Below are 25,924 nucleotides of genomic sequence, written 5' to 3' on the forward strand. Positions count from 1 at the left end.
CGGTCGTGCTCGTATGTCAGGCGATCCGAGCTGATAAATCGGCGATACTGGTGGTGGGACGTGGGATCAGTCGATCCAACCCGGGAGCGATTCGGAAAGTTGCTCAAGAAAACCCGTGCTCAAGCAGGTCTGACACAACAGGACCTGGCGAAGGCGGCTGTGATCGCGCAAAGCACTATCAGCGACCTGGAGAGAGGCAGGAAAGGGACACGACGGGAGCAAGTCGAGCGAATCGACAATGCTCTTATCGCTCATGGGGTTCTGCTCAATGCCTGGGACGCTGCGTTCTCCCCGACGGGCATGATCGGATACTTTCGAGAAGTCGCAGAGGACGAACAGGTGGCTCTGGAGATCCGCGAGTACGCCTTGGGGCTGGTTCCCGGGCTGGTGCAGGTCGAGGCGTACGCCCGCTCGATCAGCGAACTCGCTTCCCCCTATGCAGAGCCGGGGCAGATCGATCAGATCGTCCAGGCACGCCTGTATCGGCAGCAGATCCTGGACCGTGAGCACCCGCCCGTGCTCATCGTGCTGTTGGATGAGTCGGTTCTTCTGCGCCGATTCGCCAACCCCGAAGTGATGCCTGCCCAAATCAGCCATCTGCTGAAGCTGAGCCATCGCCCGCGCATCACCATCCAGATCATCCCCGAGGACACCGAGGACCACGTGGGTCTGAGCGGGTCCTTTAGGCTGAGTACTGCCCCTGACAGCAACCCCTTCGCCTACGTTGAGGGCCAGAAGACGGGCATGACCCTCAAGGAACCCGAGATCGTGGCAAGCTACGAGCGCACTTTCGCGGACCTGCGCAGCTGTGCTCTGCCGGTCCGCGCGTCGCGGTCGCGGATGGAAGAGATGCGAGGCAGCACATGATCACCGACGGTTGGAAGAAGTCCAGCTACAGCAACGGTGAGGGAGGCAACTGTGTGGAAGCGTGCGCCGCGGGCGATATCGCCGGTCTCCGTGTTCAGATGCGCGACACGCAATACCCCGGTTCGGGACAACTGGAGGTGTCCTCCGAAGAGTGGATGAAGCTCCTGGCCGCTGCGAGCCACACGTAGCGATACCGTCCTCAGAATCTTCCCCCTCAAGGACTGTCCGGGACGTGAGCCCGACTGCACCGTCACGATGCACGGCTCGGGCAGCGCATCATCCCCTGGAAAAAACTAAGGCCTCGCGCACTTCCCGGCGGGGCCGCCTCGTGGGCCTGCCGAGGTCCGATGCGGTTCGCCGTGCAGGGGCGTAACGAGGATGTGTGCAACCTCGCGGGCGAGAACGTGCTGTGGCGCGTCTTTCTATGGCTTTGACGGCCAAGGCTTCAGACGCAGAGTTCCCGGGAAGCTCGTTGACTGCGCCCGATCGCAGCGGTGGGGTAGGACCGTCCTGACAGCCTCGAAGCCGGGGCCGGCCGGAGGGTTGCGGAACGAGCTCCTCGACGAGGTGGGGCGTCGGCGAAGCCGTGGAGCGCACGCGGAGCGCACCCGGGCCCCGGACACACGAGAACCCCAGGTCTGAGCGGCTAAAAACGCGCTCTGGCCTGGGGTTTTCCCTGGTAGGGCCCCGGGGGATCGAACCCCGAACCCGCGGATTAAAAGTCCCTGGGAAGACGTGCCGGGGGATGACGGATGATTCCGCCCTCTGTCGCTCTAGCTGATCAGCGCCGTATCCGGCGTGATGCTCCGTGTCGTTCTCCCCCGACTCGACCGGGCGTGTTCGGTCCGTCCGGGCTCCCCCCGGGCTCCCACAGAACAACCCACACCAGCCGTGAGCAAGAGCGGCCCCGCACCGGTGATTCCAGCACCGGCCGGGGCCTGAACACCCACCTGAACCAGCCAGGAAGGCATCTGTGAACAACGCTACCCCGGCCACCACCGTGCCGCTGTCCATCACCCCCGGCGTACTCCCCACCGGCGACGTCCTGCGCACCTACGACATCCCCGTCACCGACGACTACACGCACCACCTGGTCGTGGTCGCCCACGACGTCACCCTCGACCGTGTCGTCGAGATCTCCGAGCACTTGAACGGCCCCGTGCGTTCCCTGCTGCTCGACGCCCTCGACGGCGACCAGCCGGCCGACCTCGGTCGTCTGGTCGCTGCCGGGTGGGCGCCCGTCGCGCTGCTGCTCGTTGCCGAACTGGTGGTGCGTGCACGGCAGAACGGACCGTGGTGGATTGCCGCGCTCCGGTGGGCGGGTACGGGCGTGGTCGCCGCGGTCGCTGCGATCGTCTCGTATGGGCACATGCGGGACCTGTTGCTGTCCTACGGGGAGACCGCGCTGGTCGCCCACCTGTTGCCGCTGTCAGTTGACGGCCTGTTGCTGGTCGCCTCCCTGGCGCTCGCGTCCCCCGACGACACGCAGCAGCGGCACGAGGACGTCGAGGAGGTTGTCGAGGAGGGGCTCGACGACACGCACGCGCGGCACGACCACGTCGAGGAGACGGCCGAGGAGGAGCCCGACGGTGCGCGCGCGGCTCCTGCCCTTGCCGCTCCTGTGCCGGTGCTTGCCGCACGCAACACACACGAGGCGGTGACCGTGCCGGTCGGCGACAACCACGACCACGACGGCGAGGAGACCGACGAACGCGCCCGAGCGCGGAACACCTACCGTGCCGCCCTCGCCGAAGGCGTGGCGCTCAACGGCAAGGCGCTTGCCGCACGGTACGGGCGGTCCGCATCGTGGGGCCGAACCCGCATCCGAGAGTGCCGCACGATGTAGAGCGCACAACAGGGCCGGTCCCCACCACGGGGCCGGCCCTTTCTGCTGTCCGGGCCTGTGGTCGGTGCGGTCGACCTCCTGACATGGCGAAGGCCCCGCCCTACTCTGAGAAGCGCGACCAACCCAGAGAAGACGAGGCCCGATATGCCACAGCCTACCCCCGACCCCGCCGACGCAGCCCTCACCTTCGGGCAGCGGTTGAAGATCCAACGCACCCGGCGCGGCATGACCCGTGAGGTCCTGTCCGGCCTGGTGGGCAAGTCCGCTTCGTGGGTGAAGGCAGTAGAGACCGGCCGTCTCCAAACACCGAAGCTGGCGATCCTCCTTCGGCTCGCAGAGGCGTTGCGGGTGCGCGACCTCTCCCAGCTCACCGGCGACCAGTCCATGCCCATCAACCTGTTCACCGGCCCCGGGCATCCCCGGTTGCCCCAAGTCCGAGCGGCTATCAACGCGCTGCCCGCCCTGTCCCCACGTGAGGCGCCACCCGTCGCCCACCTGCGTGCACGACTCGACCAAGCATGGGCGGCGCGCCACTCCTCCCCCCACCATCGGGAGGTCCTGGGACAGCTGTTGCCCGCGTTGATCGAGGATGCCCAGCTTGCCGCCCACCAGGCCGACGACCGCACCACCCGGCGCGCGGCCCAAGCACTCCTCGCCGAGGTGTACGCGCTCTCTCAGTTCTTCATCGCCTACCAACCCGCACAGGATCTCCTGTGGCGTGTCGCAGAGCGCGGCATGGTCGCCGCCCACGATTCCGGCGACATGCACGCCATCGGTGTTGCCTCCTGGTTGATGTCGCAGGCACACCGTGATGCCGGCGACTGGGACGCGGCCGAGGTGGTGACCGTGCGCACCCTGGAACTCCTCGACCAGCACACCGACGGCGCCCCTGTGAACGTTGCAGCGATCCGTGGCGCTCTGCTGTTCGAGGACGGCTACACGGCCGCGCGGCGCGGCGAGATCGGCGCGGCATGGGGTCGGTGGGACACGGCAAACACGGTTGCCGCGCAGCTGCCCGGCGACTACTTCCACCCGGTCACGTCGTTCTCCCAGGCGGTCATGGGCGCGCACGCCGTCACGATCGCTGTGGAGCTGCGTGCTGGTGGCGAGTCGGTGCGGCAAGCCTCCCGTGCCGTTGCGGCACGAATCCCGTCGCGTCCACGTCGGGCGCGGCACGAGATCGAGCAGGCGCGCGCCTACTACCTCGACGCTCAGCCCGAAGCGGCGTTGTCGGTGTTGGAAGCCGCGCACGAAGCGGCGCCGGAGACCATCCGGTTCAACGGGTACGCGCGGCGGATCGTCCTGGAAGAGCTGGATGAGCGCGATGGGCGTAGGCAGCGGCGCGCCTCTGAGTTGGCGGACCGGTTGGGGTTGTTGACCGCCTGACATGGAGGGGGCACATTTTGTGCCCTCCGTTGCGGGTGTGCGCGCTTAGCTTCGTGTCATCAAACACACGGCTTCCCCCCTTTGAGGTGACCGATGATGACCGACCAGCGCGTGGAAGAACAGGTAGCGCGTCGTGCCCGCCCGTCCGCAATCGAGGTCATCGCGGCCGACTTTCCGGCATGGCAGACCAGCCGTGAACCCCACGCCGGCCCCTGGTGCGCCACGCGCGGCAACACCCGCCTCACCGCTGACACCCCCGCCGGTCTCCTCGTGCGCGTGGAGGAGCAGGAACTCGCCCGACTGCAAGCCGACCACGGCCAGCAGTGGCGCGTGTGGCGCACCCCGAACTATTGGATGGCGACCGCCCGCGTGCCCGGTGTCGAACCGACGTTGATGGAACCGACGCCGGGCGCGTTGGAAGCGAAGATGCTCGACCCCGGGCCGCATATCGCCCCGCCCTACCCCAGGTAGGCCAACAGCTCCCGCGCCCCGGGTTCCAGGTACACGTGGGGAAAGTACTGGTCGACACACCCGGGGCGCGAGTTCACCTGCACGGCGTCCTTCCCCGTGGGGATCATGTTGAGGTCGGCCTCAATATTGGCCTGAGCTGCGGTTTCACCACGCGCACTGGGTACCGATTCGGTACCCTTGGCTGACTTGGGAGCATCCCGCGCACGAGCACTACGAGACCATGTGCATCCCGGCCTCAATATGGTTCTGACCTGGGCGCACGCGCATGCCCCAGGGGTACGCACTGAGCGCGTACCCCTGGGCCGGACCTGCCCGCGCGTGCGAGATACGGGGTAGCGATACGCGACACCCCTGGTGGCCAGTAGCTGCCCAGCGCGTGCGGGATACCGTCACGATCCCTGACGGAAACCGCGGTAACCATTCCTGGCCTCCGATAAGCCAGCATTCCCGGATGTCAGAACTGGTCGATAATCGGACATAGCACGTGTCCTGGATAGACCACTTCGAACCATGGAATTGGTCTACCTTATGACCTGCGCAAACGTCACGAAGGTGTTGTCGGGGCGTCCTTCTGGCGCTTCCTGGCCTCACGTCTGGCCGCACGTTCGGCACGGCGTCGTTCGGCCTCTGCCCGGCGCCGCTGCTCCTCCTCCACACGCTTGGTGTGGCCGGCCGGGATACCGTCCGGGGCGTCCTCGATCACGACCCACCGCCGGTGCGCCAACACCCGGATGGTTTCCGGATCAGCGGTGTACGTGACCCCATCGACCCACCACACCCGTTCGCCTTCCCGTGGCCCGGGGGTGGCCACGACCTTCCCCCGCTTCGGGACCGTGTCGTGAGTGATCTTGCGCAGGGTCGGTGCCGGGGCGTCGACGTACACGCGCCACTCGGCCAGCTCCTCCATGGTGCGCGGCGGTGTCTTGCCCGCTCGCAGCCGCCGAAGGCGTTCCTGGGCCGGGCTGTGGCCAAGACGCTCCCGCACCTCTGCGAGGCGCTCCATGAGTTCTTCGGGACGGCTCACCGGTTCCGTTCTCCCATGACCACGACGTCCCCCTCACCAGCGGCCACCAGGTCGGCCACTTGGCGGGCGAGAGCGTCCATGAGACCGCGCTCGTCCACGATCCTCCGAACACGCCTGTGGTGCGCCCTCACGCCCCGTGGGGTGTCCGGGCGAAGCGACACACCGGCCGCATCCGTCAACGCCGCACGGACAGGTTCGGGGCCGTGGGGGTCGAGGGCGTTGGCCAACGCTGCGATGACCACCGGGCGGGGCCGGCGCTGGCCGGATTCGAGCCGGAGCACGGTCGTGTGAGCGACCACCGCGCGCGGCCAACCCTCGGACAGAGAGCCCCTGGTTGGTGCGCAGGCGCCGCAGCATCGCACCGAAGGTGTCGGCCAGCTGTGCGGCTTCGTCCGGCCCGGGTCGGCCGTTCGCCCACCGGTCGAGGGTGGTCGTTGGTGCCTGTGCAGCTTGGTGCTCAACGTCGTAGCGCGGGGAGGGGCGACCGAGCGCCCGCTGGTCGAGGGTGGTCGTTGGTGAGTGGTGCCTAACGTCGTGCGCGCGCGTGGGTGGGGTGGTCGACCGGTCGAGGTTGGGTGGCATGGGTGGTGCTCCTGTTCTGGGTGTGGGAAAGCCGCCCCGCAGGGTGTGCGCGGGGCGGCTGTGTGGGGTGGTGGGTTAGGCGGCTTCGTCGCCGGTGGGCGGTCGGTGGTTGGGTCGTGGGAGTGCCCGGGGTCGGGGTGGGGCTCCGTCTCGTTTGAGCTGCGCCATGATCGCGTCTCGGTTGGCGGTGTATTCGTCGGCGGTCATGCGGGCGATCTGCTCGCGGGTGAAGATGCGGGGCGGTGTGGTCATCGGTTGGTCTCCATGCGCTGGGCGGGGGCAGTGTGGTTGTAGGTGAGGGCGTCCAGGTCCTTGCCACCGGCGGGGAGTCCGCCGTGGCGGCGGGCGACCTGGTGGACAGCGTCGGCGATGTGCGCGCCGGTCTTGATTTCGTCGAAGCGGGCGTTCGGGGTGGTCACCTGGGCGCCGACGGCGCCGGTGTGCCAGGTGGCCCCGGACGGGTCGGGCTCTCCCTCGTTGCGGGCGGGGACGTCGAGGGAACGCAGGCGGGCGGCGGTATGACGCACCCACTGGTTGCGTTCCTCGCAGGCGGCGGCGAACGCTTCGATGGCGCTCTCGGCCTGGTTGCGGAGTTCGATCAGGCGCGCGGTGTCGTCGCCCTGGGCGTCGATGTCGGCGGCCACAGCGTCGATGTCGCGGCGGCGCTGCTTGGCCTGGTTGCGGGCGGCCTTGCGTCGGGCGGCTTCGGCCCGAAGCTTGGCGAACCGGGACAGGCCGCGCTGCTGCTCGATGTGGTCGGCGGTGATGGTGTCGTCGCCGTTGCGTACCTGTTCTTCGAGGTCTTCGACGCGACGGTCGGCTTCGGCGGCTTCGTTGTCGGCGGTGGTGATCGGGTCGTTGTTCATTGGGTGGTGTTCTCCTCTTCGGTGAGTTGGTGGAGCAGGTCGAGTGCGGTGGTCCGGGTCGTGGGGTTTGTGTGCCGGGCGCGGGTGATCAGGGCTCGGGCGCGGTCGAGGTTGTCGGTGACGTAGAGGGCGGCGGCGAGGCTGCTGGCGGCCTTGAACTCCAGTGATCCGGGTTCGGCGGCGCGGTTGGCGGCGACGGCTTTGATCCGGACGCGTGCGGCGTCGCTGCGGGTGCTCATGTCCACCTCGTGGGGGTGAGGCCGTGGCGGGTGGCGAGAGCGTTGAGGACGTCGTCGGCGGCGGGGCAGTCGTCTTCGTGGACGACGGCCAGGCGGACGACGGGGGTGGTGGTGCCGGTACGTCGTTGGGCGGCGATGCGGCGGCGGTGGGTGCGGTTGAGGCGGATAGGTGCGGCGCCGCAGGGGCAGGGGTGGCCGGTGGCGACCAGGCGGCGGCGGGCGATGCCTTCACGGATGGGGGCGGGGAGGGTTTCGGAGAGGTCGGGGACGACGGAGAGGGCGTGGTGGCCGTCGACTTGGGAGCGGATGAGGTCGCTCATGTGGTGGTGCTCCGTTCGGGGCGAGGTCTGTTCTGGATTCCGGGGGTCTTCCTCGCCTCGCCCTCGCCCCTCCCTTAAGGAGAGGGGCGAGGGGGCGAGGTTCGGAGGGTTCGCCCGGGGCGAGGTAAGGGCGAAGTCGGGGCGAAGGGGCGAGAGGGTTACGGGTCCTCGTCGTCGGCCGCTCCTCGGTAGGGCTTCGCGAGTTTGTGCTTCCTGGTCTGGCCCGCCCGTTCCTCGGTGACATAGCCCTCGTTCACGAGGAGTTCGAGGGCATAGCGGACGTAATCGCGCTTGCCCCTCACGCCCTTCTCAATGCCGTTCATCGACAGCCCTTCGGGGTTGGCGGCAAGGTGGTTGGACACCTTGCTCATGAGCGCTGTCGGCCGCATGGGCGCGGTGTTCTGCACTTCCTCGGTGGGCGGGAGGATGGCGGCGTCGTTGAACCCGGCCGGGTGGGACTCCATGACGAAGTCGCCGAACCAGTGCAGGCCGGCACGGGGGCGGGCGTTCCTACGCAGCTGCCCGGGGCGGTCCTTAGCGATCGACACTGTCGACCGGCCGGTGAGCCCGTGCCCGAAGGAGTGCCGGTTTTCGAGGATGTACTGGGCGCCGTTGATCCCGTTGAGCTTGTGTACGCCGCCCAGGGCGTACCGGCCACGCCCCTCGGTGGTCTTGGTGACGTGGTCGAGGGAGACGACGGCGGGGCCGTGGTCGGCAATCCAGCGGGGCAGCAGGCGCCCGAACTTGGCCACGTCGGCGTTGTCGAGGGGGTTGAGCTCGTGCATCGTCATGCCCTCGGTGATGCCGTCGATGACGGCCAGGGTGGGGCCGATGGCGAGAACGGCGGCCAGATGGTCGCGTCCTTCCCCGTAGCCGATGGGGGCCTCTGGGCGCACGTACAGGAAGCGCTGCCGGATCACGTCGGGGACCACGCCCAGAGTGAGGAGACGGCCGACGACGCCGCCCTCGTCGTCCTCGAAGTCGATGTACAGGACGGGGTTGCCGTTGCACATCTCCTCTGCGCAGGCGGAGAGCATGAACCAGGTTTTGCCGCTCTCAGATTCACCGATGACGCCGTGCATGCGCCCGGGGTAGAACAGGCCGACCCCGTCCTGTCGGGTGCCCACGGTGGGTTGTGGCGGCTCGTAGGTGCCGTTGAGGATCGCTTCGAGATTGATGGGCTGCCAGGTTGACGGGGGCTCCCGTTCCTCGTCTCCCTCGGCGCTGTCGTGGTCCTGGGAGCCGTCGGCGGGCGTCTCGTTGAGGTCTTCCTCGGCTGCCTGGTCGAGGGACACGAGCTGGTCGAGGGTGAGGCCGGCGGCGAGGTGGTCGGACACGTCGGCGCCCGTGCGGTCGAGGGGGGACCGGAGCACGCGCACGGTGGCGGCGGCGCCGTCGAGGGCCTGGGCGACCTTGTGGGCGTGCTCGTGCCCTGGGGTGTCGTTGTCGGCGATCACCACGACATGGGCGCCCTTCAACGCGGTCGTGTAGTCGTGCTCCCACTTGGCGTTGGCGCCGTTGACGGCGGTCGTCGCGACGTGCCCGAGCTCGTTGAGCCGGTCGGCGTCCTTCTCTCCCTCGACCACCACGACCGTGCCGCCGTCGGCCGCGGCCTCGATGACGGCGGGGAGGTTGTAGAGAACCCGCACACCACGGGGAAGGCCGACCTTACGGATGGCGGGGTTGTACGGCAGGAACGTCTTCTGTGCGCAGGTGCGGCACCGGTAGCGGCGTTGGGTGTAGAGCACCGTCCCGCCCTGGTCGACGTAGTCGCTGCTGGCGACCAGGTCGCACGACTGCCACGGGCGGGTGTGGTCGCACTCGGGGCGACGTTCGGTGTCTTCGTCGAACAGGTCGCTCATACGCAGGTCGAGGGCGTCGACGACGGCCTCGGTGTCGCACCCAGCCTTGCACGACAGCAGGGCTTTACCGCCGTCGTAGCCGACGGACAGGGACGGTGCCCGGTCTTCGTGTGCGGGGCACTGGGCGGAGATCTGGTTGTCTCCGTGGGGTGCGTGTCCGTGCGCGTCGAGGGCGTCACGGACGCGGGCGAGAGCGGTCACTGCCTCACCGCCCACGGGGGCGCGGGGGTGCCGTCGTCGTTCTGGTGGGCGAGAGCGTGGGCGAGATCGGAGCGGACGCGGGCGATGCCGAGAGGGTTGGAGCCGCGCACCTCGACCGATGCGGCCCGGTGAACGATGCGCGCGGTCATGGATGCTTCCCAACCGGCGTCGGCACGGAACCCGGGGGCATCTCCGATGTCGAGGATGACGTGTGCCCCGGCGAGAACGTCCGCTTCGAGGAATCGACCGGAGTCGGACGGCGGCGCGGGGGCAGCGGCCCCATCGATCCCGGCAAGGAGCATGCCGGGGTGGGATCGGTGAAGCTTGCAGGTGAGGACCACTGTCCCAGTGAGGGCCGGGGCCCGGTCGTGGTGCTGTCGTACGCTGGTCATGACGTCCTTGTGTTGAGGTTGCGTCTTCTGAGTGGCCGGGGTGGCAGCCCCGGCCACTCGCTTGTGTGAGGTGGTCTTGGCGGTCATGCGGCTACCGGTTCGGGCTGGTCGGTGATGCCGAGGGCGTCGAGGAGGTCGGCGCGGCGCACGCGGTAGCTGTTGCCGATGCGCAGCACTGGTACGGGGAACTCACCGGCCTTTGCGAGGGCGTAGGCCTTCGTACGTCCGAGGGTGAATGCCCGCCCGGCGGTGGTGAGGTCGACAGCGAGGGGGAGACCGAGCAACTCCTGAGGCGCCATGCCGGACCCGTCCCCTGTGGATTTTCTAGGCATCCGAGTGCATCCTTACTCGTCTATATGCACTGTCCCGTTGCTACAGGACGACTCCTCGAAACATAGCAGGGACGTGCTGATAAAGTCCACCTCGACTAGACACCATCCGAATAGACGTGTAGTTTGTCGATATGCATCGCAAGCCGAGCGATATCATCGCCGACCAGATCCGGAAGCGCCGGGGTCAGCTTGGCCTGAACCGAGAGCAACTCGCCCAGGAGTGCGCCAAGCTGGGCGCCCCCGAACTGACCTACGCCGCCCTCACCAACATCGAAACCGGCCGGCGAACCAAGGAAGGGCAGCGGCGCCGAGATGTCACTGTCGAAGAACTTCTAGTGCTGGCTCACGTTCTCGCGACCCCCCCGCTGCTGCTCCTATTCCCCCTGGGAACAGAGGACGAGGTCCTACTCCCGCCGAACTGGCGCGGGCGGCATCCCCATGCGGCATGGAAATGGGCCGTAGGAGAGGACGAACCGGGGTTCACCGGAGAGGACGGGCGTCCCTACGCCGACTTCTCAGAGATCGGAGAAACCCGACAGTGGCGCCAAGAGGTGTGGGAACGAGCTGCTCTACCCGCCAAGCTCTACAACGGCCTACAGCCTGCCCAAGACCGGTTCAGGCGCGAAGCCAACCGGTACCTCCACAGCGAAGCCGCATACGGCGCGGATTCGCCGGCCGCCAAGACGTCATGGGAGGCACGGCAGTCCGCTTTGCAGGAGTTCGCGCGGGCGTTGAACGACCTGATCAGCGCCGGTTTCAAGCCACCTGCGTACACCGAGGATTGGCACAACGAACTGATCTCCACAGGGCTCATCGCGCGCCCCGACGCCCTTCCCGTGTTCCGTCCCGGGGAGAGCACCCCGAAGGAAGCTGGTGATGAACAGTGAAGGGCTCGACGTACAAGCGGTGCAAGTGCCGTGACGACAACGGCAAGGAACTCGGCCAGTCCTGCCCGAAGATCCGCAGGAAGAACGGCACATGGAACCCTCGACACGGCGCCTGGTACTTCCGACTTGAGACCGAGGCCGGTAAGAACGCCAAGCGCCGCACCGTCCGCCGTGGCGGCTTCAACAGCCAGGACGACGCACAGCGCGCCCTCGACGAAGCCAAGGTCAAGCACGGCCACGGCCAGGACGTGACGGCGAAGCTGCTGTTCGGCACGTTCTTCGACGGATGGCTCAATGGGAACAAGAAGCTCACCGAGTCGACCCGTATCGCCTACGCCTCACACGGCCGGCTCTACCTGAAACCCCACCTGGGACACGTCGAGCTCGACCGGCTCAGGGTCGGGCACGTGTCCGCCATGTTCGACGCCATCGAGGCCGACAACGACCGGGTACGCGCGGCCCAGGCATCCCCCGACCCGCAGGTGCGGGCGTCGGTGAAGGGCCACCGGATCACCGGGCCAGCCACACAGCAGCGCATTCGCGCGACCTTGAGATCATGCCTCACCGCGGCGTTGAAGCAGCAACTCGTGTCGGTGAACGTGGCGACCCTGGTGGACCTGGAAACCGGCAAGCGGCCCAAGCCCGTGCTGTGGTCGCCGGAACGTACCGAGCTGTGGCAAGCCGAGTACGAGGCCGCCCTCGACCAGGCCCGCAACCGGCCGTGGGGGAAGAACGTCGTCGGGTTCAAGCTGTGGGAGAGCATGGAACGCCCCTCTCCCGTGATGGTGTACACCCCGGATCAGACGGGCGTATTCCTCGACCACGCGGCGGACCACCACCGGCTCTACGCGGCCTTCCACGTGGTCGCTTTCCAGGGCCTTCGGCGTGGTGAGGCGTGCGGGCTCCGGTGGGCGGACGTCGACCTCACCGCAGGCACCCTCACCGTGCGCAAGCAGCGTCGGCAACTCGGTTGGGAGGTCGATGAGGCCGACACCAAGACCGAAGGCAGCGAGGGAACGGTCCACCTCGACACGGCCACGGTCGAGGTGTTGAAGGCACACCGCGCCAGGCAGAACGAGGAGCGGTTGGCGTGGGGTGAGGCGTGGGAGGGAGACGGTCACGTCTTCGCCCAGGAGAACGGGGCACCGCTGCATCCGGCGACGCTCACCGGGGAGTTCCAGCGGGCAACCTTCGATGCGGGGCTGCCCCCGATCAGGCTGCACGACCTTCGGCATGGAGCGGCGACCATCGCCCTGGCGGGGGGCGTCGACATGAAGGTGGTCCAGGCGATGCTTCGCCACTCCTCGATCGCTATCACGGCGGACACGTACACGTCCGTGGTGCCGGAGGTGGCCAAGCGCGCGGCCGAAGCGTCGGCCGCTGTGGTGCCCCGTCGGCGCGCGGTGGGGGACACTGCCCGCACCCTCGGGCTCCCTACGGGCTCCCAAACCCCCGGGAACGACGAAGGGCGTTCCTTGCAGAAGAGGAACGCCCAGGTGAAAAGTGGTAGGGCCCCGGGGGATCGAACCCCGAACCCGCGGATTAAAAGTCCGCTGCTCTGCCGATTGAGCTAAGGCCCCGTGCCCACGACCCACGTCGAACAACGACGTCGTGCGTCGGCCGGGACAACTCTACCCCAGCGTCGCACCGGCTGTTGAGCCGCAGATCGCCGGGCGGGGCAATTCGGGGCTCACTTCCCGTCCTCGTGTGCCAGTGCGTCGGTGATCGCGGCGACCGCGCCCTTGGCCGTGCGTCCGGCGCCGATGAGGGTCGCCGAAGCGAAACCCGTCCAGTCCCCGTACCCGACCAGGGACAATCGCGGCTCGGCCACCGAACGGTTGCCCTCCACCGGCACCCGCCCGTGTTCGTCGACCACACCCAGCGGGGCCAGATGGTCGAGTGCAGGACGGAAGCCCGTGCACCACAGGATCGCGTCACATTCCAGTGAACTCCCGTCTGCCCACGCGACACCATCGGGGGTGAGGCGCTCGAACATCGGATCGGCCTTGAGCACCCCCCGATCGCGTGCCTCCCGCACACTCGGCACCATGACGATGTCGCCGAGGTCGCCCAGCCCGGGGCCGCCCTCGCCCCGTCCGCGCCGGGTCGCCAGGTCGAACAGGGCCCGGGCGTCGACGTCGTCGGGCATGAACCGGGGCGGACGTGAGGCGACCCACGTCGTGTCGGCGACCAGGGAGATTTCGGCGATGATCTGTGCTGCGGAGTTGCCGCCGCCGACCACCACGACCCGCTTTCCCGTGAACTCGCCCGGGTTGCGGTAGTCGACGGTGTGCAGCTGCCGTCCCGTGAACACCTCGCGTCCGGGAAGGTCCGGAAGGTGCGGTGCGGCCCAGCTCCCGGTCGTGCTCACCACATGGCGGGCCCGCCAGGCGCCGCGGTCGGTGGCCACCCGCAGGCGTGTCCCGTCGGTCTCCCGCTCGACCCGTTCCACCCGGACCGGTCGCTGCACCGGTAACCCGTACCGGCGCTCGTACTCGGTCAGGTACCAGGTCACGTGCTGCGCGCTGGGATACTCGTGGCCCTCCTCCGCGGGCATCCACCATCCGGGGAGCATGCTGTGGCCGGCGGGGGAGAACAGGCGGAGGGAGTCCCAGTACTCGGTCCAGGCGCCGCCCGGCCGGTCGCGATCGTCCAGGATCACGAAGTCGACGCCGGCACGCCGCAGGAAGTACCCGGTGGCCAGCCCGGCCTGGCCGCCGCCCACGACCGCGACGCCGACGTCGCGCTCTCCGTCGTCCATGTGTCCCCTTCCCCGCTCCGGTCCGCTCTTTCGTCCAACACCGGGCCCGCTCGGGCCCATCCCGCGCGGACGGGTCCCGCTTCATCCGGCCGGAGTGCCGGCATCGATGCTGCACGCGGCAGCCGTGCGCAGCCGGGAGCGCAGCGCCAGGGCAAGGAGCGCGAGGCCGGCGACGGCGAGCAGCGGCTGCGCGGGTGCGAACCAGTTCAGCGCCCCGGAGGTGCCCAGGGCCGTGATCACGAGAACGTTGCAGGTGGGGCAGCCGATCGCGAACCAGGCGAGCAGGCCCCCGGCCAGGCCCCGGCGCGGCGTCGAACGGTCCTCGTCCTCCTCCGTGCCCTCCGGGGCCCGGCCGCCGTGGGGACGCGTGTAGGTGGCCAGCAGCAGACCGCAGAGGACGGCGGTGGCCACCCACACCGGGTAGGCCCACCAGGCCGCCTCGATCTCCCGGGCGAACAGGTCGTTGGGCAGCAGCACCGACGGGATCCCCAGCAGGACCAGGGTTCCCGCAGTCCCCAGTGCGGCGGCCGTCCACTGCCGTACCGTCCACAGTCGCATCATCGCCCGGCCCTCTCCCTCGTTCTTCCGCGCGTCCACAGGATGCAGGAACGGACCGAGTTCGGCCGGTGCGTCCCGGTGTCCGACGCGCCTTTCTTCTATGTAGCATAGAGGTGATTCTATGGAGGATAGAAGAACCCTCCGGGGTCCGTAACGGAAGGTCCGGCACATGCCGCAGCAGAAGAAGCAGGACGGGACACCGAGCTCCGGGGCGTTGTGGCCGCTCCTGGCGAGTGCGGTCCTCGTCCTGGTGGTGGTCATCGGCCTGGCCGCATGGGCCGCCGACCGCGAGGACACCTCCGGGGACGGCACGGCCGCCGCCCCCTCGGCCGAGGGCCAACAGACCGATGAGGCCTACGAGGAGGCCCGCGCCTTCGGCGAGACGCTCGCCCGCCGCGACGGCGAGGACCCGGCCGCCCTCGGGGACGAGGACGCCCCCATCGTCCTCATCGGCTACTCCGACTACCAGTGCCCGTACTGCGCACGCTGGGTCGAGGAGGTCCAACCCGAACTCGTCGAACGCTACGTCGAACCCGGCGACCTGCGCATCGAATGGCGCGAGTTCCCGTACATGGGCGAGACCTCCCACATGCTCGCCGTCGGCGCCCACGCCGCCGGCGCCCAGGGCGGCTACTGGGACTACCACGACGCCGTCTACGGAGACCAGGACACCTTCAAGGACCAGGACCCCGGGACACTCGCCGAGCAGCTCCCCGAGGTCGCCGAGGAGCAGGGCCTGGACCCGGAACGCTTCGCCGAGGACCTGGCCGACGACGACCTGAGCGCCGCGGTCGACGAGGACTTCGCCGAGGGGCAGCGGATCGGCGTCAGCGGCACCCCGGCGTTCGTCATCAACGGCACGCCCGTCTTCGGCGCCCAGCCCCTCGACGTATTCACGGGCGCGATCGACACTGCCCTGGAGAAGGAGGGCTGACCCGTGGACGTCGGATACCTCGCTGCACTGCTCGGTGGCCTGCTCGCACTGCTCAGCCCGTGCAGCGCGCTCCTGCTGCCCTCCTTCTTCGCCTACGCCTTCCGGGACACGGCCGGCCTGTCCACCCGCACCGCCGTGTTCTACGCGGGCATGTGCGCGACCCTGGTGCCCCTGGGTGCGGGATCGGCGATGGTGAGCGGTTTCTTCAACGCCAACCGCGATCTCCTCATCACCGTCGCCGGGTGGCTCGTCATCCTCTTCGGGCTCGCGCAGATCATCGGCCTGGGCGTGAACATCGGACCGCTCACCCGCCTCCAAGGGCGTCTGGCAGGACGTACCGGGCCCCTGCCCGTGTTCGGCCTCGGCGCGGTCTACGGGCTCGCCGGATTCTGCTCCGGACCCATCCTGGGTGCGGTCCTCACCGTCGCGGCGACCGGCGGAACGGTCCGCGGCGGACTCCTGCTGGCCTGTTACGCCCTGGGCATGGCCCTGCCACTGTTCGTCCTGGCGCTGTTCTGGGACCGTTTCGACCTGGGACGGCGCACGTGGCTGCGGGGCCGGTCCTTCACCGTCGGACCGCTGAACCTGCACACGACGTCCCTGATCTCAGGGTTGTTGTTCATCGGCATCGGTGTGCTGTTCCTGCTCTACGACGGAACCGCGTCCCTGCCCACCCTCGTCGGGCCCGCGGAGGAGATCGCCCACCAGCTCCAGCTCCAGATCTCCCGGCTCGGCGGCGCGGCCGACCTCCTGCTCGTCGCTGCGGCCGCACTGGTGCTCCTCGGCGTGGGCCTGTACCGGCTGCGCAGGGACCGACGGTCCTCCGCAGAGGAAACACCCGCGGAAGAACAGGAGGACCGGACCCCGTGACCGCGCACGCACGCCCCGGCCGCCGCCTCGGAGCGCTGGCCGCCGGTGCGGTCCTCGTCCAGGTCCTGGCGGCCTGCACCTCCCGGGAACTGACCGCACCCGAGGACGCCGAACCGCGCGACGACCCGCCGGTGCAGGCCACGGCCGCGCCGGAGGCCGAGCCTGCACCCACCTTGGCCGGTGCTCCCCGGTGGGCGGCCCCGTACTCCTCGCCCCCGCGACCGGCCGGGGACGGGTTCGTCGGCATCGCCATGTCCGAAGGGGGCGACCTCACCTTCCTGGGCGTGGACGCCGAGGGCAGGACCCGGTGGTCCACCCCCCGCAACCCGAGTTGTACGGCGTTCGCCGTGACCGAGGACGAGAGCGGGCAGGACCTCGTGGTGCTCCTGGACAGCGACGCCGATCCGGCGAGCGGTCTCCTGGCGACCAGGACCACGGCCGCCGCCTACGACCCCCACGACGGGTCACTCGTGTGGGGCCCCACCGACGTTCCGGGCACGCTGGTCGGCCCCGGACTGCTCCTGGCCGCGATCGAGGGCTCGGTGATGAGCAGCTCCAGCGGGCCCAAGGTGGCGCTGGACCCGGAGACCGGGGCGGTCAGTGCCGACGAGGAGGAGGACGGCACGGAACTCCTGCACGAGTACCAGGGGACCCTGCTCGTGAGGGAAGGCGGCGAGTTGCGGGCCTCGGAGTCCGGGAGCGGCGACGTGCTCTGGACCTCCGGCGAACTCGACCCGCCCGAACACACGGGGTCCGGGCCGGACGCGGTCGCCCCCGGCCCCGCTCCGGAGAACGGCTACGCGGCATCGGTGGCCCTGTCCTGGGAGGACCCCGACGGGGAACCGGTCGCCCACACCGTCCACGACCTGCGCACGGGGGAGCGGCTCGTCTCCTTCCACGGCCGGGAAGAACCACGCGTCGTCGGGAACAAGGAGGACCTCACCGTGGTCAGCGGCCCGCATCCGGACGGCGGGCAGCTCCTCGTCGGGCTGCGCGGTTCCCCGGCAGAAGAGCTGTGGCGGACCCGTCTCCCGGACGGACCCCGGCTCGACGCGGTAGTCGGCGACCACGTGCACCTCACCGACGGAGACCTCACCCGGCTGGTGGAGGTGCGCTCGGGCGAGACCGTGGGAGAAGGGCCCTGGGCGGTCCCCGTGGCCGCCGCCGCGGACGGTACGGCCCTGGTCCCGGTCGGATCGGAAGGGCTCGGTGACGCCTTCGCCGCTTTCGCCCCCGCACCGTGAACCGGCCCGGGGGCGGACGGACCGGCTCCCCGGACAGAGGCGGGCAGGGCTCCTCGGACGGAGGAGGGTGGAACGGGATCATTAGTCTGGGACCGGACGACGGTGCACGAGGGTGTGGGGACGATGGACGAATCGCTGCCGGGACTGGGGCCGCTGGAGTCGGCTGTCCTCGACGTCATGTGGGGCGCCGGCGAGCCGGTGAGCGTCCGTTCGGTCGTGGACTCGCTCCCGGGACGCACCCCCGCCTACACCACCATCTCCACGGTCCTGGAGAACCTGCGCCGCAAGGAATGGGTGGAGCGCCACCGGGTGGGCCGACTGTGGTTCTACCGCCCCGTGCGCGACCGCCCCACCTACGCCGCCCAGCGCATGTCCGGTGTGCTGGCCGAGAGCGGCGACCCCCGCGCCACCCTCCTGAGGTTCGTCGACGACATGCCGCCCGACCAGGTCGAGGTCCTGCGCGATCTGCTCTCGGACGTGCCGCGCGAGGAGGAAGCATGATCCTGATCGCTGCCGCCGCCGGGTCGGCGGCCCTGCTCAGCCTCGCCGGCCCCGCACTCGTGCGGTGGTGCGCACGCGCGGGCGACCTGCCGCCGAGGCATCTGCTCACGCTGTGGACGGTCGCGCTCCTGGCCTGGACCGCGAGCTGGGTGACCCTGGTGTTCACCGTCGTGGCCGAGGTCATGGGCCCCGGACTGAAGGGTTTCGTGACCGCCTGCATCACCCTCCTCCAAGCCGTGAGCAGCAGTGGGGCGGGAACGGTCGTGGCCGTGCTGGCCCCGGTCGCCGCCCTCGCCGCCGGCCGGCTCTGCTGGATACTCGTGCGCCGTTACGCCGGTTCGGTGCGGTGGCGACGGGAACACCACCGTGAGCTCACCGCCGGCGCGCGGCAGCGCTGCCTCGGCGGACGCGACGTGTGGCTGTTGCAGGCCCGCCGCCCCGACGCCTACTGCGTGCCCGGCCGCCGGTCCGGGGTCGTACTCACCCAAGGGGCCCTCGACGTCCTGTCCCACAGGCAACTGTTGGCGGTCCTCGCCCACGAGGACGCCCACCTGCGCGGACGCCACCACGTACTCGTGGCCGCCTCCCGCCTGCTCGACACCGCCTTCCCGAGGGTGCCGCTCCTGCGAACCGCCGTCCGCGAGATCCCGGTCCTGGCCGAGTGGGCCGCCGACGACCACGCGGCCCGCACGGTGGGCCGCTCCCCTCTGCTGCACGCCATCGGAGCGATGGTGGCGCCGGCCGAACCGGACCCGTCCGGAAGGACACTGGCCGCGTCCGGCGCCTGCCCGGTGCAGCGCGCCCGCCGCCTGCTGCCCGGCGCGGCCTCCGGGACCGGGCGCTCCGCCCGCGCGGCGACCGTGCTCGCCGCGATGGTCCTGCTGGCCGTGCCGCCCGCGGCGGTGCTGAGTACGGCCGTGCTCACCGTGGTGGGCTCACCGCCCTGTGTCTGCACCATCTGAGACCGGCTCTGTCGGGGCCCGGTGACGTACGAGCGGAGCCGGTCCCGGGCGTACGAGCGCGGTCCAGGGACGCGGAGGCCGGGGGAGCCCTGGGCGCCGGTGCGGCAGCGGTGGGGTCGGGCCCGACCGCCGGGCGCGTCAGCGTGAGAGGTCGGGCAGCCCCGCCGCCTCGCGCAGGCGGGCGTACTCGTCGGCCAGTTCCGCGGGTGTCCAGTGCGCGTTGCGTCCGCTCGGGTTCGGCAGCAGCCACACCCGTGTGCTCCCCAGACGCTCCTGCCGCGGGCCGACACGCGCGTGCCTGTCCCCGAAGGCCGTCCGATACCCGGTGATTCCCAGGAACGCCAGCCACGTCGGCCGGTACCGCTCCATCTCCGCGCGCAGGCGCTCCCCTCCGGCCACGAGTTCCGCACGGGACAGCTCCGACACGTCCCGGGTCGCGCGCTCCACGAGGTTGGTCAGTCCCAGCCCCAGAGGCAGCAGTTCCCGCTCCCGGTCGGGGGTCAGGTGCTCGGGGGTGAACCCCGCCCGGGCCAGAGCGGGCCAGAACCGGTTCCCCGGAGACGCGAAGTGGTGGCCCACCAGTGCCGTGGTCAGCCCCGGGTTCATACCGCAGAAGACCACACCCAGCCCTTCCGCCATCACGTGCGGCAGGGTCCGGTCCCGCGCGGCCTCCAGCTCCGCGCGGCTGCGGCCCCCGTAACCGCGTGTGGGAACGCTCCTCTGCGGACGCCGGGCGTCCCCGTTCCCGTCGGCCCCTCGCCCTCGCTCGTCCATGGCAGCCCCTCCGTGTGGTCTCCTGCGTCCCGGACGCGCCGGAACCTACCACCGGAGCGGGCCGTGCGGCCGGTACCGTCGGGCCGGACCGACTCGCCCGAAGGATCTCCGGGCGAGTCGTCCCGGTCCCGGCGCACGGGATTGGTGTACTCGGTGGCAGCCAACTACACCAAGGAGCACCATGGCCTTCTCGGAGAAGCAGCAGGACGTCCTCCGCAAACCCGCGCTCGGGCACGTCGCCACGCTCGGCTCCTCGGGGGAGCCGCAGAGCAGCCCCGTGTGGATCGACTGGGACGGCGAGTTCCTCAAGTTCAGCCAGACCACCACACGCCAGAAACTCAAGAACCTGGAGCGGGACGGCCGGGTGGCCGTATCGGCCACCGACCCCGACGACCCTTACATGTACGTCGAGGTCAGGGGCACCGTCGACCGTGTCGAGGACGACCCGGACAAGGCCTTCATCGACGCCATGGCCCAGAAGTACCTGGGCACGGACTACCCCGGACACAGCTCGGAGGAGACCCGCGTCATCGTGTACGTGCGGCCGGACCGGTTCGTCGGACGCTGACCGAGCGGGATCATGGACGGTGCACGGTCGCCGATGACGGCCGTGCACCGCCGTCCCCCTCGGGACAGGCGGGTCGTCCATGCAGTGACGGAGAGGACCGATGGGGCTTCGGGAACGCAAGAAGCGGGCAACACGGCGCGCGCTCAGGGACGCCGCTGTGCGCCTGGTGTTGGAGCACGGCCTCGAGAACGTGACCGTGGAGGAGATCGCCCTCGCGGGCGAGGTCTCCACCCGGACCTTCTTCAACTACTTCGGCAGCAAGGAGGACGCGCTCCTGGGAGACGTCCCCCACGGCCCCGACGAAAAGGCGGTGGGCACGTTCGCCGCGGGCGGCCCCACCGGGCAGTTCACCGACGACCTCGTCCAGCTCCTCACCGGCTCCTTCTCCGACACCGAGGAACTGACCTCCTGGCGGGAGGAGGCGCGCACCAACTGGCAGCTCACCGAACGCGAACCCCAGCTCCTGCCCGGGATGCTCGCCCGCCTGCACGACGTCGAGGTCCGGATCGCCGAGGCGGTCGCCGAACGCACCGGCGCCGCAGACGACGAGACCCCGAAGCTCATCGCGGGTGTGGCGGCCACGGTGGTGCGTTACGCCCTGGCCGATGTCGCGGAGAGGCAGGAGACCGTCGGTGGTCTGCGTACGGCCATGCGGGGCGCCTTCGACCGGCTGGGCGAGACCTTCCGCCCGCACGACCCCTGACCCGGGGCCGCTTACCGACCCTGCAGCCGCGTGTCCCCGGGGCCTGTTCCGCCCTCGGCCCCTGTTCCGCCTCCGGAACTGTCCGCGCTCCTGTTCCCTGCCCCTGTTCCGTGACTGTGGCCCATTTCTCGGGAACGTGTGCCGTGTTCCCGGCGTCCAAGCTGTCGGAGGGGGTCGCAAGGGCCGTCCGCATCTCGTCCCGGGGCACCCCGGGACAAGTCAGGGAAGGGCCAGGGGCCTCCCCGATGGGAATCGTCTCAGGGAGCGGGCAGCCTGTAGGTATGAGCAACAAACGCTTCCAACGCAGCAGTGACAAGCGGCTCCTGGCAGGCGTGTGCGGCGGCATCGCCGAGTACTTCGGCTGGGAACCCAACATCGTGCGCATCGTGTTCGTCGCACTCACGTTGCTGGGCTTCAGCGGGGTCTTCGTCTACATCCTGGCCTGGCTGATCATGCCGGCCCAGGGTGAGCAGCGTTCCCTGCTGGAGCAGATCATCCGCAACTTCCAAGGAAAGCCGAGCCAGTGACCATGAAATGGACCCTTCGAGCCCACCCCGGGTGGCAGCGGCGCGAGCTCCGTGTCCGGTGTGAGGAGCACGAGTCGGAGGAGGCACGGGAGCCCTCCTCCGACGCCGTGTCCGAGGCCCGGCCCGCCTGAGGCCAGGCGGGCCGGGCCTCGCCCTTCCGCGGCGTCCCGGAGCGCCGGGCCCGGGTGTGCTCGCTCAGGCGGGCTGCTCCGACTCGTTCATCTTCTCGATGGTGCGCTCGGCCATGCGTGACCACGTGAGTGCGAGCACGACCCCGAGCACCACCCCGACCACACCGGCGCCGGAGACGACCGCCGCGGTACCGAACAGCTCCACGAAGAGCGACCCGAACAGGATCCCGATCCCCTGCGCGGCCTGGAGCCCGGCTGCGACCAGCCCGAAGGCCAGCCCGCGCCCCTTCTCCGGGGTGCACAGTACGAACGCGGCGTTGGCGACGATCTGGTAGGAGGCGGCCGCCCCGCTGAGCGCGAGCGCCGTGACCATGAGCCACAGCGGAAGTGGCAGCAGCCACAGGAGCAGCGGGACCGATGCGAGCACGGTCAGCGGTCCCATCCACCTCATGCGTGTGGGCGGCGGAACGAAACGGGTGAGCAGGAAACCGCCGACGAGGGTACCGATGGAGGGTCCGGCCATGATGAGTCCGGCGGCACCTGCCCCGGCGCCCAACTCGTCGGCCATGGGGTTGGCGATCCCGTAGGGGATCATGTAGAGGCCCGCCACCCAGGCCATGAGGGCGAGTGTGCGCAGGCGCGGCTCGGTGAACACCAGCTTCGCCCCGCGGGTGACCATGGCGAGCAGGCCGGGCCGGGCGCGGTCGCCGTCGGGCTCCGCGTTCGGGGCGGGGCGGGCGCGTACACCGACCATGACCAGCAGGGCCGACAGCACGAAGATCGCGGCGTTGGCCATCACGGCGGTGTTCGGCCCGATGAAGGACACCACCACGCCGCCGGCGATGAGCCCGATGAGCATGCCCACCTGGGTGGTCAGGTGGATGATCGCGGTGCTGGCGACGTAGCGCTCGCCCTGGATGATCTCGGCGAGCAGCGCGGCTCGCGCGGCGGTGAAGGGGACGACGGGCACGAACGACAGGAACAGCAGGGGCCAGATCGCCCATACGGGCATACCGGGGATCCCCACTGCCAGGATGAAGACCGCACGTGCCAGGTCGCAGACGATGATCGCCTGCTTGCGGGGGAAGACGTCCGCGAGCCCGGAGAGCAGGGGGCCGGCGATGATCGGGGGCAGGAACGTGACTGCGAGGGTGATCCCCGCGGCGAAGGCCGAGTCCGTCGCTCGGTACACGAGGACGCTCACGGCGATGTTGAGGAGGTTGGTCCCGATGATGGACAGGGCGTGGCCCAACCAGAGGTACCGGAACTCGCGGATCCGCATGACGTCGCGGTAACTGCTCTTCCAGGTCGTGCCCTGGCTCTCGTCCCGGTTCTCGGAGGGTTCGTGGCCCTCACCGTCGGGCTCGTTGTCGAGGCGCGGATTGCTCACCCGGCACTCCCTTGTCTGTTACTGGGTCGTAATCACGCTGTGTCGTGTCCCAATGACCAACAGTTCCGGAGTGTGGTGTTGCCCGCAAGCCGTTCCGGAGATTTCGTGGCTCATTCGTTGCTGCGGGCAGTCGGGTGGGAATGCCTGTGGGGTGCCGGTTGTCCGGTGTTGTTCAACCCCAGCCGAGGTCGGTGAGGCGGTCGTCGTCGATGCCGAAGTGGTGGGCGATCTCGTGGACGACGGTGACCCGGACCTCGTCGACCACCTGCTCCCGGGTCTCGGAGATCGCGCAGATGTTGCGCTGGTAGATGTGGATCACGTCCGGCAGCACACCGAAGTAGGTGTCTCCGCGTTCGGTGAGCGGCACCCCCTCGTACACGCCCAGCAGGCCCTCGGGTGACTCCTCCTCGACGGTGAGCACCACGTTGTCCATCAACCGGGCCAGGTGTTCGGGGATCGTGTCCAGGGCGTCGGCGACCAGTTCCTCGAATTCACGGCGTGTCAGTTCCACCACGCCCGCCATTGTGTCGCCTCGTGGGCCTGCGCGGGAAGGGGAGCGGAAGGTCTCGGAGGTCACCCGCACGGGACCACGGTCCCTGTGGAAGAGACATAACACTTGGGAGCGGGCGTAAAGCATTGGGCGCACGCCGACACAGCGGCATGATGGGGGAGTGTTCTCTTGGGAAGCGATCAACCGCCACGACCTCCGCGAGGCCCTGCAACGCGCGCGTGCCGCTTTCGCCCGCGTCCGTGAGGGGCGCGTATGGAGGTGGGGTTGTGTCGTGGCCGCGGGGCTGCTCGGCGGATGGTTGGGCCTGGCCCTGGCCGGAGAGGTCGTCACCCCCATCGGCCCCGCCGATGTGACCTTCTCCCTGAGCCCGCAGCTCAACGGCGAAACGGTCGTCGACGTCGCCCCGTTGGGTCGGCTCGCCTTCGAGACCCATGCCGCGCCCCTGCGCGTCGAGGCGGCCATCACCGACATCCGCCTGTCCGCCGCGCAGGAGATGTTCACCGACCCCGAGGCGATCAACCGCATGGCTTCCGGGATCGGGCAGGACCTGCGCGATGGTGTTGTCGCTCTGGTCGTCAGGTCCCTGCTGACAGCTGTCCTCGGGGCCTTCCTCATGGCCCTGCTGCTCTTCCGGAGCCTGCGCCGGGCCCTGGCCGGGGGAGCCGTCTCCCTGGGCGCTCTCGCCGTCTCGGGGGCGGTCGCCGCTGCCACCTTCACCCCCGGAGCCATCGCCGAACCCCGTTACTCCGGCCTCATCGCCGGTGCTCCGCAGGTCGTGGGCGGAGCGGAGGAGGTCGTGGGCCGTTTCGGCCAGTACCAGGAGCAGCTCGCCGGGCTCGTCGGCAACGTCTCGATGATCTACGAGGCCACCTCCGAACTGCCCGTCTACGAGGACGACGAGTCGGTGGTCCGAGTGCTGCACGTGTCCGACATCCAGCTCAACCCGGCCTCGTGGAGCATCATCTCCAGCCTCAAGGAGCAGTACGGGGTGGACGCGGTCGTGGACTCCGGTGACCTCACCGACCGCGGCAGCCCCGCCGAGGACGCCTTCGCGGACGAGATCGCCGACCTCGACGTGCCCTACGTGTGGGTGAAGGGCCGGCACGATTCCATGGGTACCCAGCGTGCGGTGGAGTCGCAGCCCAACGCGGTGGTGCTCGACGGAGACACCGAGGAGGTCGAGGGCCTCATGTTCTACGGGTCGGGTGATCCCCGTTACACCCCTGACGAGACCCGCCTGGACCCCGACGAGGGCGAGGTCGCCGCCCAGGGCGCGGAAGAGGCCGAACGGGTCGCCGACGGGCCCGAGAACGTGGACGTGGCGTTGATGCACAGCCGAACCCAGGCGGAGGCCTTCGACGGGGTCGTGCCGCTGGTGCTCACGGGGGACGAACACACGAGGACCACCGAACTCACCGACCTGGGGACCCGGTTCCTCGTGCAGGGCTCGACCGGGGGCGCCGGCCTGAGTGGCCTGGAACACGATTCCGGCCGTCCGATCCCGTACCAGGCGTCCGTGCTCTACTTCGACGGGGAGAGCGGGCGCCTCCAGGCCCGGGACGACATCGACCTCGGCGGGGTCGGGCTCACGTCGGCCCAGGTCGAGCGGAAGATCGAGGACGATCCCGACGCGCCCGTCGGTGAGAGCGACGACGCCACAGACGAGCCCTCGGAGGGGGGTTCGCCCAGCTGAGGCGGGCCCTGGGGCCGGGCCGTCCGGTGCCTCTCGCCCCTGTCCGCAGATTCCACTTTGGCGCTCGGCGCCGATCTCCCCTATGCTTGGTCTGTCTGAGCGGGCCCCTGTCGTCTAGCGGCCTAGGACGCCGCCCTTTCAAGGCGGTAGCGCGGGTTCGAATCCCGTCGGGGGTACGAAGCGGTCAGACCACTGCCGAACATCTGGCAGAATGGGAACCGCAGCACGGCGCCGGGCCGAGGCCCGGGTCGAAAACTGAACAAGGTCCTGTGGAGCAGTTAGGAGTGCTCGCCACCCTGTCAAGGTGGAGGCCGCGGGTTCAAATCCCGTCAGGACCGCGCAGGCGCCGGAACACCGGTTCGCCCGGCTGGGTAGCTCAGTTGGTACGAGCGTCCGCCTGAAAAGCGGAAGGTCGGCGGTTCGACCCCGTCCCCAGCCACAGTACGCAGACATGCGAAAAGGCCCCGACACCTGGGAAAACAGGTGCCGGGGCCTTGTCGTGCGTCGGTGGCTGTCGGTGGA

29 protein-coding genes, 4 tRNA genes and 1 pseudogene are annotated in these 25,924 nt (G+C 69.5%); 20 read left to right on the forward strand and 14 right to left on the reverse strand.

Going from position 1 to position 25,924, the window contains the following annotated elements; translation table 11 throughout:
* Positions 1-60: 60 nt before the first annotated feature.
* The 5 genes from D456_RS0115820 (at position 61) to D456_RS0115840 (ending at position 4,570) form a co-directional block, all read left to right on the forward strand.
* Positions 61-867: a helix-turn-helix domain-containing protein gene (locus tag D456_RS0115820; protein WP_026115930.1), complete on the forward strand. Its 807-nt coding sequence runs from the start codon at positions 61-63 to the stop codon at positions 865-867.
* A complete protein-coding gene (locus D456_RS0115825; RefSeq protein WP_017577164.1) occupies positions 864-1,055 on the forward strand; it encodes a DUF397 domain-containing protein in 192 nt (63 codons plus the stop codon). The genes D456_RS0115820 and D456_RS0115825 overlap by 4 nt, the downstream gene beginning before the upstream one ends.
* A gap of 785 nt (positions 1,056-1,840) precedes the next feature.
* Positions 1,841-2,713, forward strand: coding sequence for a DUF2637 domain-containing protein (locus D456_RS27785; protein WP_026115931.1), 873 nt, complete (start codon positions 1,841-1,843; stop codon positions 2,711-2,713).
* Between the two features lie 144 nt (positions 2,714-2,857).
* Complete coding sequence (locus D456_RS0115835) at positions 2,858-4,099, forward strand: helix-turn-helix domain-containing protein (RefSeq protein WP_017577165.1); 1,242 nt, start codon at positions 2,858-2,860, stop codon at positions 4,097-4,099.
* A 93-nt stretch (positions 4,100-4,192) separates the two neighbouring features.
* The gene (locus tag D456_RS0115840; protein ID WP_017577166.1) at positions 4,193-4,570 is read left to right on the forward strand and encodes a hypothetical protein; all 378 of its coding nucleotides are present in this window, start codon (positions 4,193-4,195) and stop codon (positions 4,568-4,570) included.
* Between the two features lie 544 nt (positions 4,571-5,114).
* On the opposite strand, the gene D456_RS0115850 is transcribed toward D456_RS0115840, so the two are convergent.
* The 8 genes from D456_RS0115850 to D456_RS0115890 form a co-directional block, all read right to left on the reverse strand.
* Positions 5,115-5,594 carry a hypothetical protein gene (locus D456_RS0115850; protein WP_017577168.1) on the reverse strand — a complete coding sequence of 160 codons (480 nt, stop codon included), beginning with the start codon at positions 5,592-5,594 and terminating at the stop codon, positions 5,115-5,117.
* 657 nt (positions 5,595-6,251) lie between these two features.
* Complete coding sequence (locus D456_RS26880) at positions 6,252-6,428, reverse strand: hypothetical protein (protein WP_017577170.1); 177 nt, start codon at positions 6,426-6,428, stop codon at positions 6,252-6,254.
* Entirely contained in the window at positions 6,425-7,042 is a 618-nt protein-coding gene (locus tag D456_RS0115865; protein ID WP_017577171.1) for a hypothetical protein, read from the reverse strand. The genes D456_RS26880 and D456_RS0115865 overlap by 4 nt, the downstream gene beginning before the upstream one ends.
* Positions 7,039-7,281, reverse strand: a complete 243-nt coding sequence (locus D456_RS0115870; protein ID WP_017577172.1) for a hypothetical protein — start codon at positions 7,279-7,281, stop codon at positions 7,039-7,041. The genes D456_RS0115865 and D456_RS0115870 overlap by 4 nt, the downstream gene beginning before the upstream one ends.
* On the reverse strand, positions 7,278-7,601 hold the full coding sequence (locus D456_RS0115875) for a hypothetical protein (protein ID WP_017577173.1): 324 nt from the start codon (positions 7,599-7,601) through the stop codon (positions 7,278-7,280). Before D456_RS0115875 ends, D456_RS0115870 begins: the two co-directional genes overlap by 4 nt.
* A 158-nt stretch (positions 7,602-7,759) precedes the next feature.
* Positions 7,760-9,664, reverse strand: a complete 1,905-nt coding sequence (locus D456_RS27790; protein WP_152442590.1) for an AAA family ATPase — start codon at positions 9,662-9,664, stop codon at positions 7,760-7,762.
* Positions 9,661-10,056, reverse strand: coding sequence for a hypothetical protein (locus D456_RS0115885; protein ID WP_152442591.1), 396 nt, complete (start codon positions 10,054-10,056; stop codon positions 9,661-9,663). The genes D456_RS27790 and D456_RS0115885 overlap by 4 nt, the downstream gene beginning before the upstream one ends.
* An 83-nt stretch (positions 10,057-10,139) precedes the next feature.
* Positions 10,140-10,388 carry a MerR family transcriptional regulator gene (locus tag D456_RS0115890; RefSeq protein WP_040699462.1) on the reverse strand — a complete coding sequence of 83 codons (249 nt, stop codon included), beginning with the start codon at positions 10,386-10,388 and terminating at the stop codon, positions 10,140-10,142.
* Positions 10,389-10,519: 131 nt separating this feature from the next.
* Between D456_RS0115890 and D456_RS26295 the strand changes: the two genes are divergently transcribed.
* Entirely contained in the window at positions 10,520-11,275 is a 756-nt protein-coding gene (locus tag D456_RS26295; protein WP_017577177.1) for a helix-turn-helix domain-containing protein, read from the forward strand.
* A gap of 782 nt (positions 11,276-12,057) precedes the next feature.
* Positions 12,058-12,555: pseudogene (locus D456_RS27560) on the forward strand (site-specific integrase); the annotation flags it as partial.
* 224 nt (positions 12,556-12,779) lie between these two features.
* Here the strand turns inward: D456_RS27560 and D456_RS0115905 are convergent.
* The 3 genes from D456_RS0115905 to D456_RS0115915 form a co-directional block, all read right to left on the reverse strand.
* Positions 12,780-12,855: transfer RNA gene (locus D456_RS0115905), tRNA-Lys, on the reverse strand.
* Between the two features lie 110 nt (positions 12,856-12,965).
* Positions 12,966-14,036: an ArsO family NAD(P)H-dependent flavin-containing monooxygenase gene (locus D456_RS0115910; protein WP_017577178.1), complete on the reverse strand. Its 1,071-nt coding sequence runs from the start codon at positions 14,034-14,036 to the stop codon at positions 12,966-12,968.
* A gap of 81 nt (positions 14,037-14,117) precedes the next feature.
* Positions 14,118-14,594: a hypothetical protein gene (locus D456_RS0115915; RefSeq protein WP_040699483.1), complete on the reverse strand. Its 477-nt coding sequence runs from the start codon at positions 14,592-14,594 to the stop codon at positions 14,118-14,120.
* Between the two features lie 169 nt (positions 14,595-14,763).
* Between D456_RS0115915 and D456_RS0115920 the strand changes: the two genes are divergently transcribed.
* The 5 genes from D456_RS0115920 (at position 14,764) to D456_RS0115940 (ending at position 19,105) form a co-directional block, all read left to right on the forward strand.
* A complete protein-coding gene (locus D456_RS0115920) occupies positions 14,764-15,528 on the forward strand; it encodes a DsbA family protein (protein ID WP_017577180.1) in 765 nt (254 codons plus the stop codon).
* A 3-nt stretch (positions 15,529-15,531) separates the two neighbouring features.
* The gene (locus D456_RS0115925) at positions 15,532-16,398 is read left to right on the forward strand and encodes a cytochrome c biogenesis CcdA family protein (RefSeq protein ID WP_017577181.1); all 867 of its coding nucleotides are present in this window, start codon (positions 15,532-15,534) and stop codon (positions 16,396-16,398) included.
* Positions 16,395-17,642, forward strand: a complete 1,248-nt coding sequence (locus D456_RS0115930) for a PQQ-binding-like beta-propeller repeat protein (protein WP_017577182.1) — start codon at positions 16,395-16,397, stop codon at positions 17,640-17,642. Before D456_RS0115925 ends, D456_RS0115930 begins: the two co-directional genes overlap by 4 nt.
* 123 nt (positions 17,643-17,765) lie before the next feature.
* The gene (locus tag D456_RS0115935; RefSeq protein WP_026115934.1) at positions 17,766-18,143 is read left to right on the forward strand and encodes a BlaI/MecI/CopY family transcriptional regulator; all 378 of its coding nucleotides are present in this window, start codon (positions 17,766-17,768) and stop codon (positions 18,141-18,143) included.
* Positions 18,140-19,105 (forward strand): M56 family metallopeptidase, encoded by a 966-nt coding sequence (locus tag D456_RS0115940; protein WP_017577184.1) that lies wholly within the window; start codon positions 18,140-18,142, stop codon positions 19,103-19,105. Before D456_RS0115935 ends, D456_RS0115940 begins: the two co-directional genes overlap by 4 nt.
* Before the next feature lie 138 nt (positions 19,106-19,243).
* Here D456_RS0115940 and mug read toward each other — a convergent pair whose 3' ends face one another.
* Entirely contained in the window at positions 19,244-19,879 is a 636-nt protein-coding gene (mug, locus tag D456_RS0115945; protein WP_017577185.1) for a G/U mismatch-specific DNA glycosylase, read from the reverse strand.
* Positions 19,880-20,060: 181 nt separating this feature from the next.
* Here mug and D456_RS0115950 point away from each other — a divergent pair, with 181 nt between their 5' ends.
* The 4 genes from D456_RS0115950 (at position 20,061) to D456_RS27795 (ending at position 21,808) form a co-directional block, all read left to right on the forward strand.
* The gene (locus D456_RS0115950; RefSeq protein ID WP_017577186.1) at positions 20,061-20,447 is read left to right on the forward strand and encodes a PPOX class F420-dependent oxidoreductase; all 387 of its coding nucleotides are present in this window, start codon (positions 20,061-20,063) and stop codon (positions 20,445-20,447) included.
* Positions 20,448-20,547: 100 nt separating this feature from the next.
* Positions 20,548-21,150: a TetR/AcrR family transcriptional regulator gene (locus D456_RS0115955; RefSeq protein ID WP_017577187.1), complete on the forward strand. Its 603-nt coding sequence runs from the start codon at positions 20,548-20,550 to the stop codon at positions 21,148-21,150.
* Between the two features lie 281 nt (positions 21,151-21,431).
* Positions 21,432-21,677 (forward strand): PspC domain-containing protein, encoded by a 246-nt coding sequence (locus D456_RS0115960; RefSeq protein WP_017577188.1) that lies wholly within the window; start codon positions 21,432-21,434, stop codon positions 21,675-21,677.
* Positions 21,674-21,808 (forward strand): hypothetical protein, encoded by a 135-nt coding sequence (locus D456_RS27795; RefSeq protein ID WP_017577189.1) that lies wholly within the window; start codon positions 21,674-21,676, stop codon positions 21,806-21,808. The genes D456_RS0115960 and D456_RS27795 overlap by 4 nt, the downstream gene beginning before the upstream one ends.
* Before the next feature lie 64 nt (positions 21,809-21,872).
* Here D456_RS27795 and D456_RS0115970 read toward each other — a convergent pair whose 3' ends face one another.
* Together D456_RS0115970 and D456_RS0115975 are read right to left on the reverse strand one after the other, a co-directional pair.
* Positions 21,873-23,198, reverse strand: coding sequence for an MFS transporter (locus D456_RS0115970; RefSeq protein ID WP_017577190.1), 1,326 nt, complete (start codon positions 23,196-23,198; stop codon positions 21,873-21,875).
* A gap of 172 nt (positions 23,199-23,370) precedes the next feature.
* Positions 23,371-23,721 (reverse strand): metallopeptidase family protein, encoded by a 351-nt coding sequence (locus D456_RS0115975; RefSeq protein ID WP_017577191.1) that lies wholly within the window; start codon positions 23,719-23,721, stop codon positions 23,371-23,373.
* Between the two features lie 148 nt (positions 23,722-23,869).
* Between D456_RS0115975 and D456_RS0115980 the strand changes: the two genes are divergently transcribed.
* From D456_RS0115980 to D456_RS0115995, 4 genes are all read left to right on the forward strand, one after another.
* Complete coding sequence (locus D456_RS0115980; protein WP_017577192.1) at positions 23,870-25,402, forward strand: metallophosphoesterase family protein; 1,533 nt, start codon at positions 23,870-23,872, stop codon at positions 25,400-25,402.
* A gap of 103 nt (positions 25,403-25,505) precedes the next feature.
* Positions 25,506-25,578, forward strand: a tRNA-Glu gene (locus tag D456_RS0115985).
* Positions 25,579-25,665: 87 nt separating this feature from the next.
* Positions 25,666-25,740 (forward strand) — tRNA-Asp (locus tag D456_RS0115990).
* A 27-nt stretch (positions 25,741-25,767) separates the two neighbouring features.
* Positions 25,768-25,841 (forward strand) — tRNA-Phe (locus D456_RS0115995).
* Positions 25,842-25,924: the final 83 nt, after the last annotated feature.

The organism is Nocardiopsis kunsanensis DSM 44524 (assembly GCF_000340965.1).
GTDB classification, from domain to species: domain Bacteria; phylum Actinomycetota; class Actinomycetes; order Streptosporangiales; family Streptosporangiaceae; genus Nocardiopsis; species Nocardiopsis kunsanensis.

Excerpts from the sequence above, each read along its gene's own strand:
- D456_RS0115950 (WP_017577186.1), top strand. The coding sequence starts at position 20,061 with ATGGCCTTCTCGGAGAAGCAGCAGGACGTCCTCCGCAAACCCGCGCTC.
- D456_RS0115935 (WP_026115934.1), top strand. The coding sequence starts at position 17,766 with ATGGACGAATCGCTGCCGGGACTGGGGCCGCTGGAGTCGGCTGTCCTC.
- D456_RS0115825 (WP_017577164.1), top strand. The coding sequence starts at position 864 with ATGATCACCGACGGTTGGAAGAAGTCCAGCTACAGCAACGGTGAGGGA.
- D456_RS0115940 (WP_017577184.1), top strand. The coding sequence starts at position 18,140 with ATGATCCTGATCGCTGCCGCCGCCGGGTCGGCGGCCCTGCTCAGCCTC.
- D456_RS0115975 (WP_017577191.1), bottom strand. The coding sequence starts at position 23,721 with ATGGCGGGCGTGGTGGAACTGACACGCCGTGAATTCGAGGAACTGGTC.
- D456_RS0115865 (WP_017577171.1), bottom strand. The coding sequence starts at position 7,042 with ATGAACAACGACCCGATCACCACCGCCGACAACGAAGCCGCCGAAGCC.
- D456_RS0115835 (WP_017577165.1), top strand. The coding sequence starts at position 2,858 with ATGCCACAGCCTACCCCCGACCCCGCCGACGCAGCCCTCACCTTCGGG.
- D456_RS0115885 (WP_152442591.1), bottom strand. The coding sequence starts at position 10,056 with ATGACCAGCGTACGACAGCACCACGACCGGGCCCCGGCCCTCACTGGG.
- D456_RS0115920 (WP_017577180.1), top strand. The coding sequence starts at position 14,764 with ATGCCGCAGCAGAAGAAGCAGGACGGGACACCGAGCTCCGGGGCGTTG.
- D456_RS0115875 (WP_017577173.1), bottom strand. The coding sequence starts at position 7,601 with ATGAGCGACCTCATCCGCTCCCAAGTCGACGGCCACCACGCCCTCTCC.
- D456_RS0115960 (WP_017577188.1), top strand. The coding sequence starts at position 21,432 with ATGAGCAACAAACGCTTCCAACGCAGCAGTGACAAGCGGCTCCTGGCA.
- D456_RS0115890 (WP_040699462.1), bottom strand. The coding sequence starts at position 10,388 with ATGCCTAGAAAATCCACAGGGGACGGGTCCGGCATGGCGCCTCAGGAG.
- D456_RS0115910 (WP_017577178.1), bottom strand. The coding sequence starts at position 14,036 with ATGGACGACGGAGAGCGCGACGTCGGCGTCGCGGTCGTGGGCGGCGGC.
- D456_RS0115870 (WP_017577172.1), bottom strand. The coding sequence starts at position 7,281 with ATGAGCACCCGCAGCGACGCCGCACGCGTCCGGATCAAAGCCGTCGCC.
- D456_RS0115840 (WP_017577166.1), top strand. The coding sequence starts at position 4,193 with ATGATGACCGACCAGCGCGTGGAAGAACAGGTAGCGCGTCGTGCCCGC.
- mug (WP_017577185.1), bottom strand. The coding sequence starts at position 19,879 with ATGGACGAGCGAGGGCGAGGGGCCGACGGGAACGGGGACGCCCGGCGT.
- D456_RS0115955 (WP_017577187.1), top strand. The coding sequence starts at position 20,548 with ATGGGGCTTCGGGAACGCAAGAAGCGGGCAACACGGCGCGCGCTCAGG.
- D456_RS26880 (WP_017577170.1), bottom strand. The coding sequence starts at position 6,428 with ATGACCACACCGCCCCGCATCTTCACCCGCGAGCAGATCGCCCGCATG.
- D456_RS0115915 (WP_040699483.1), bottom strand. The coding sequence starts at position 14,594 with ATGCGACTGTGGACGGTACGGCAGTGGACGGCCGCCGCACTGGGGACT.
- D456_RS26295 (WP_017577177.1), top strand. The coding sequence starts at position 10,520 with ATGCATCGCAAGCCGAGCGATATCATCGCCGACCAGATCCGGAAGCGC.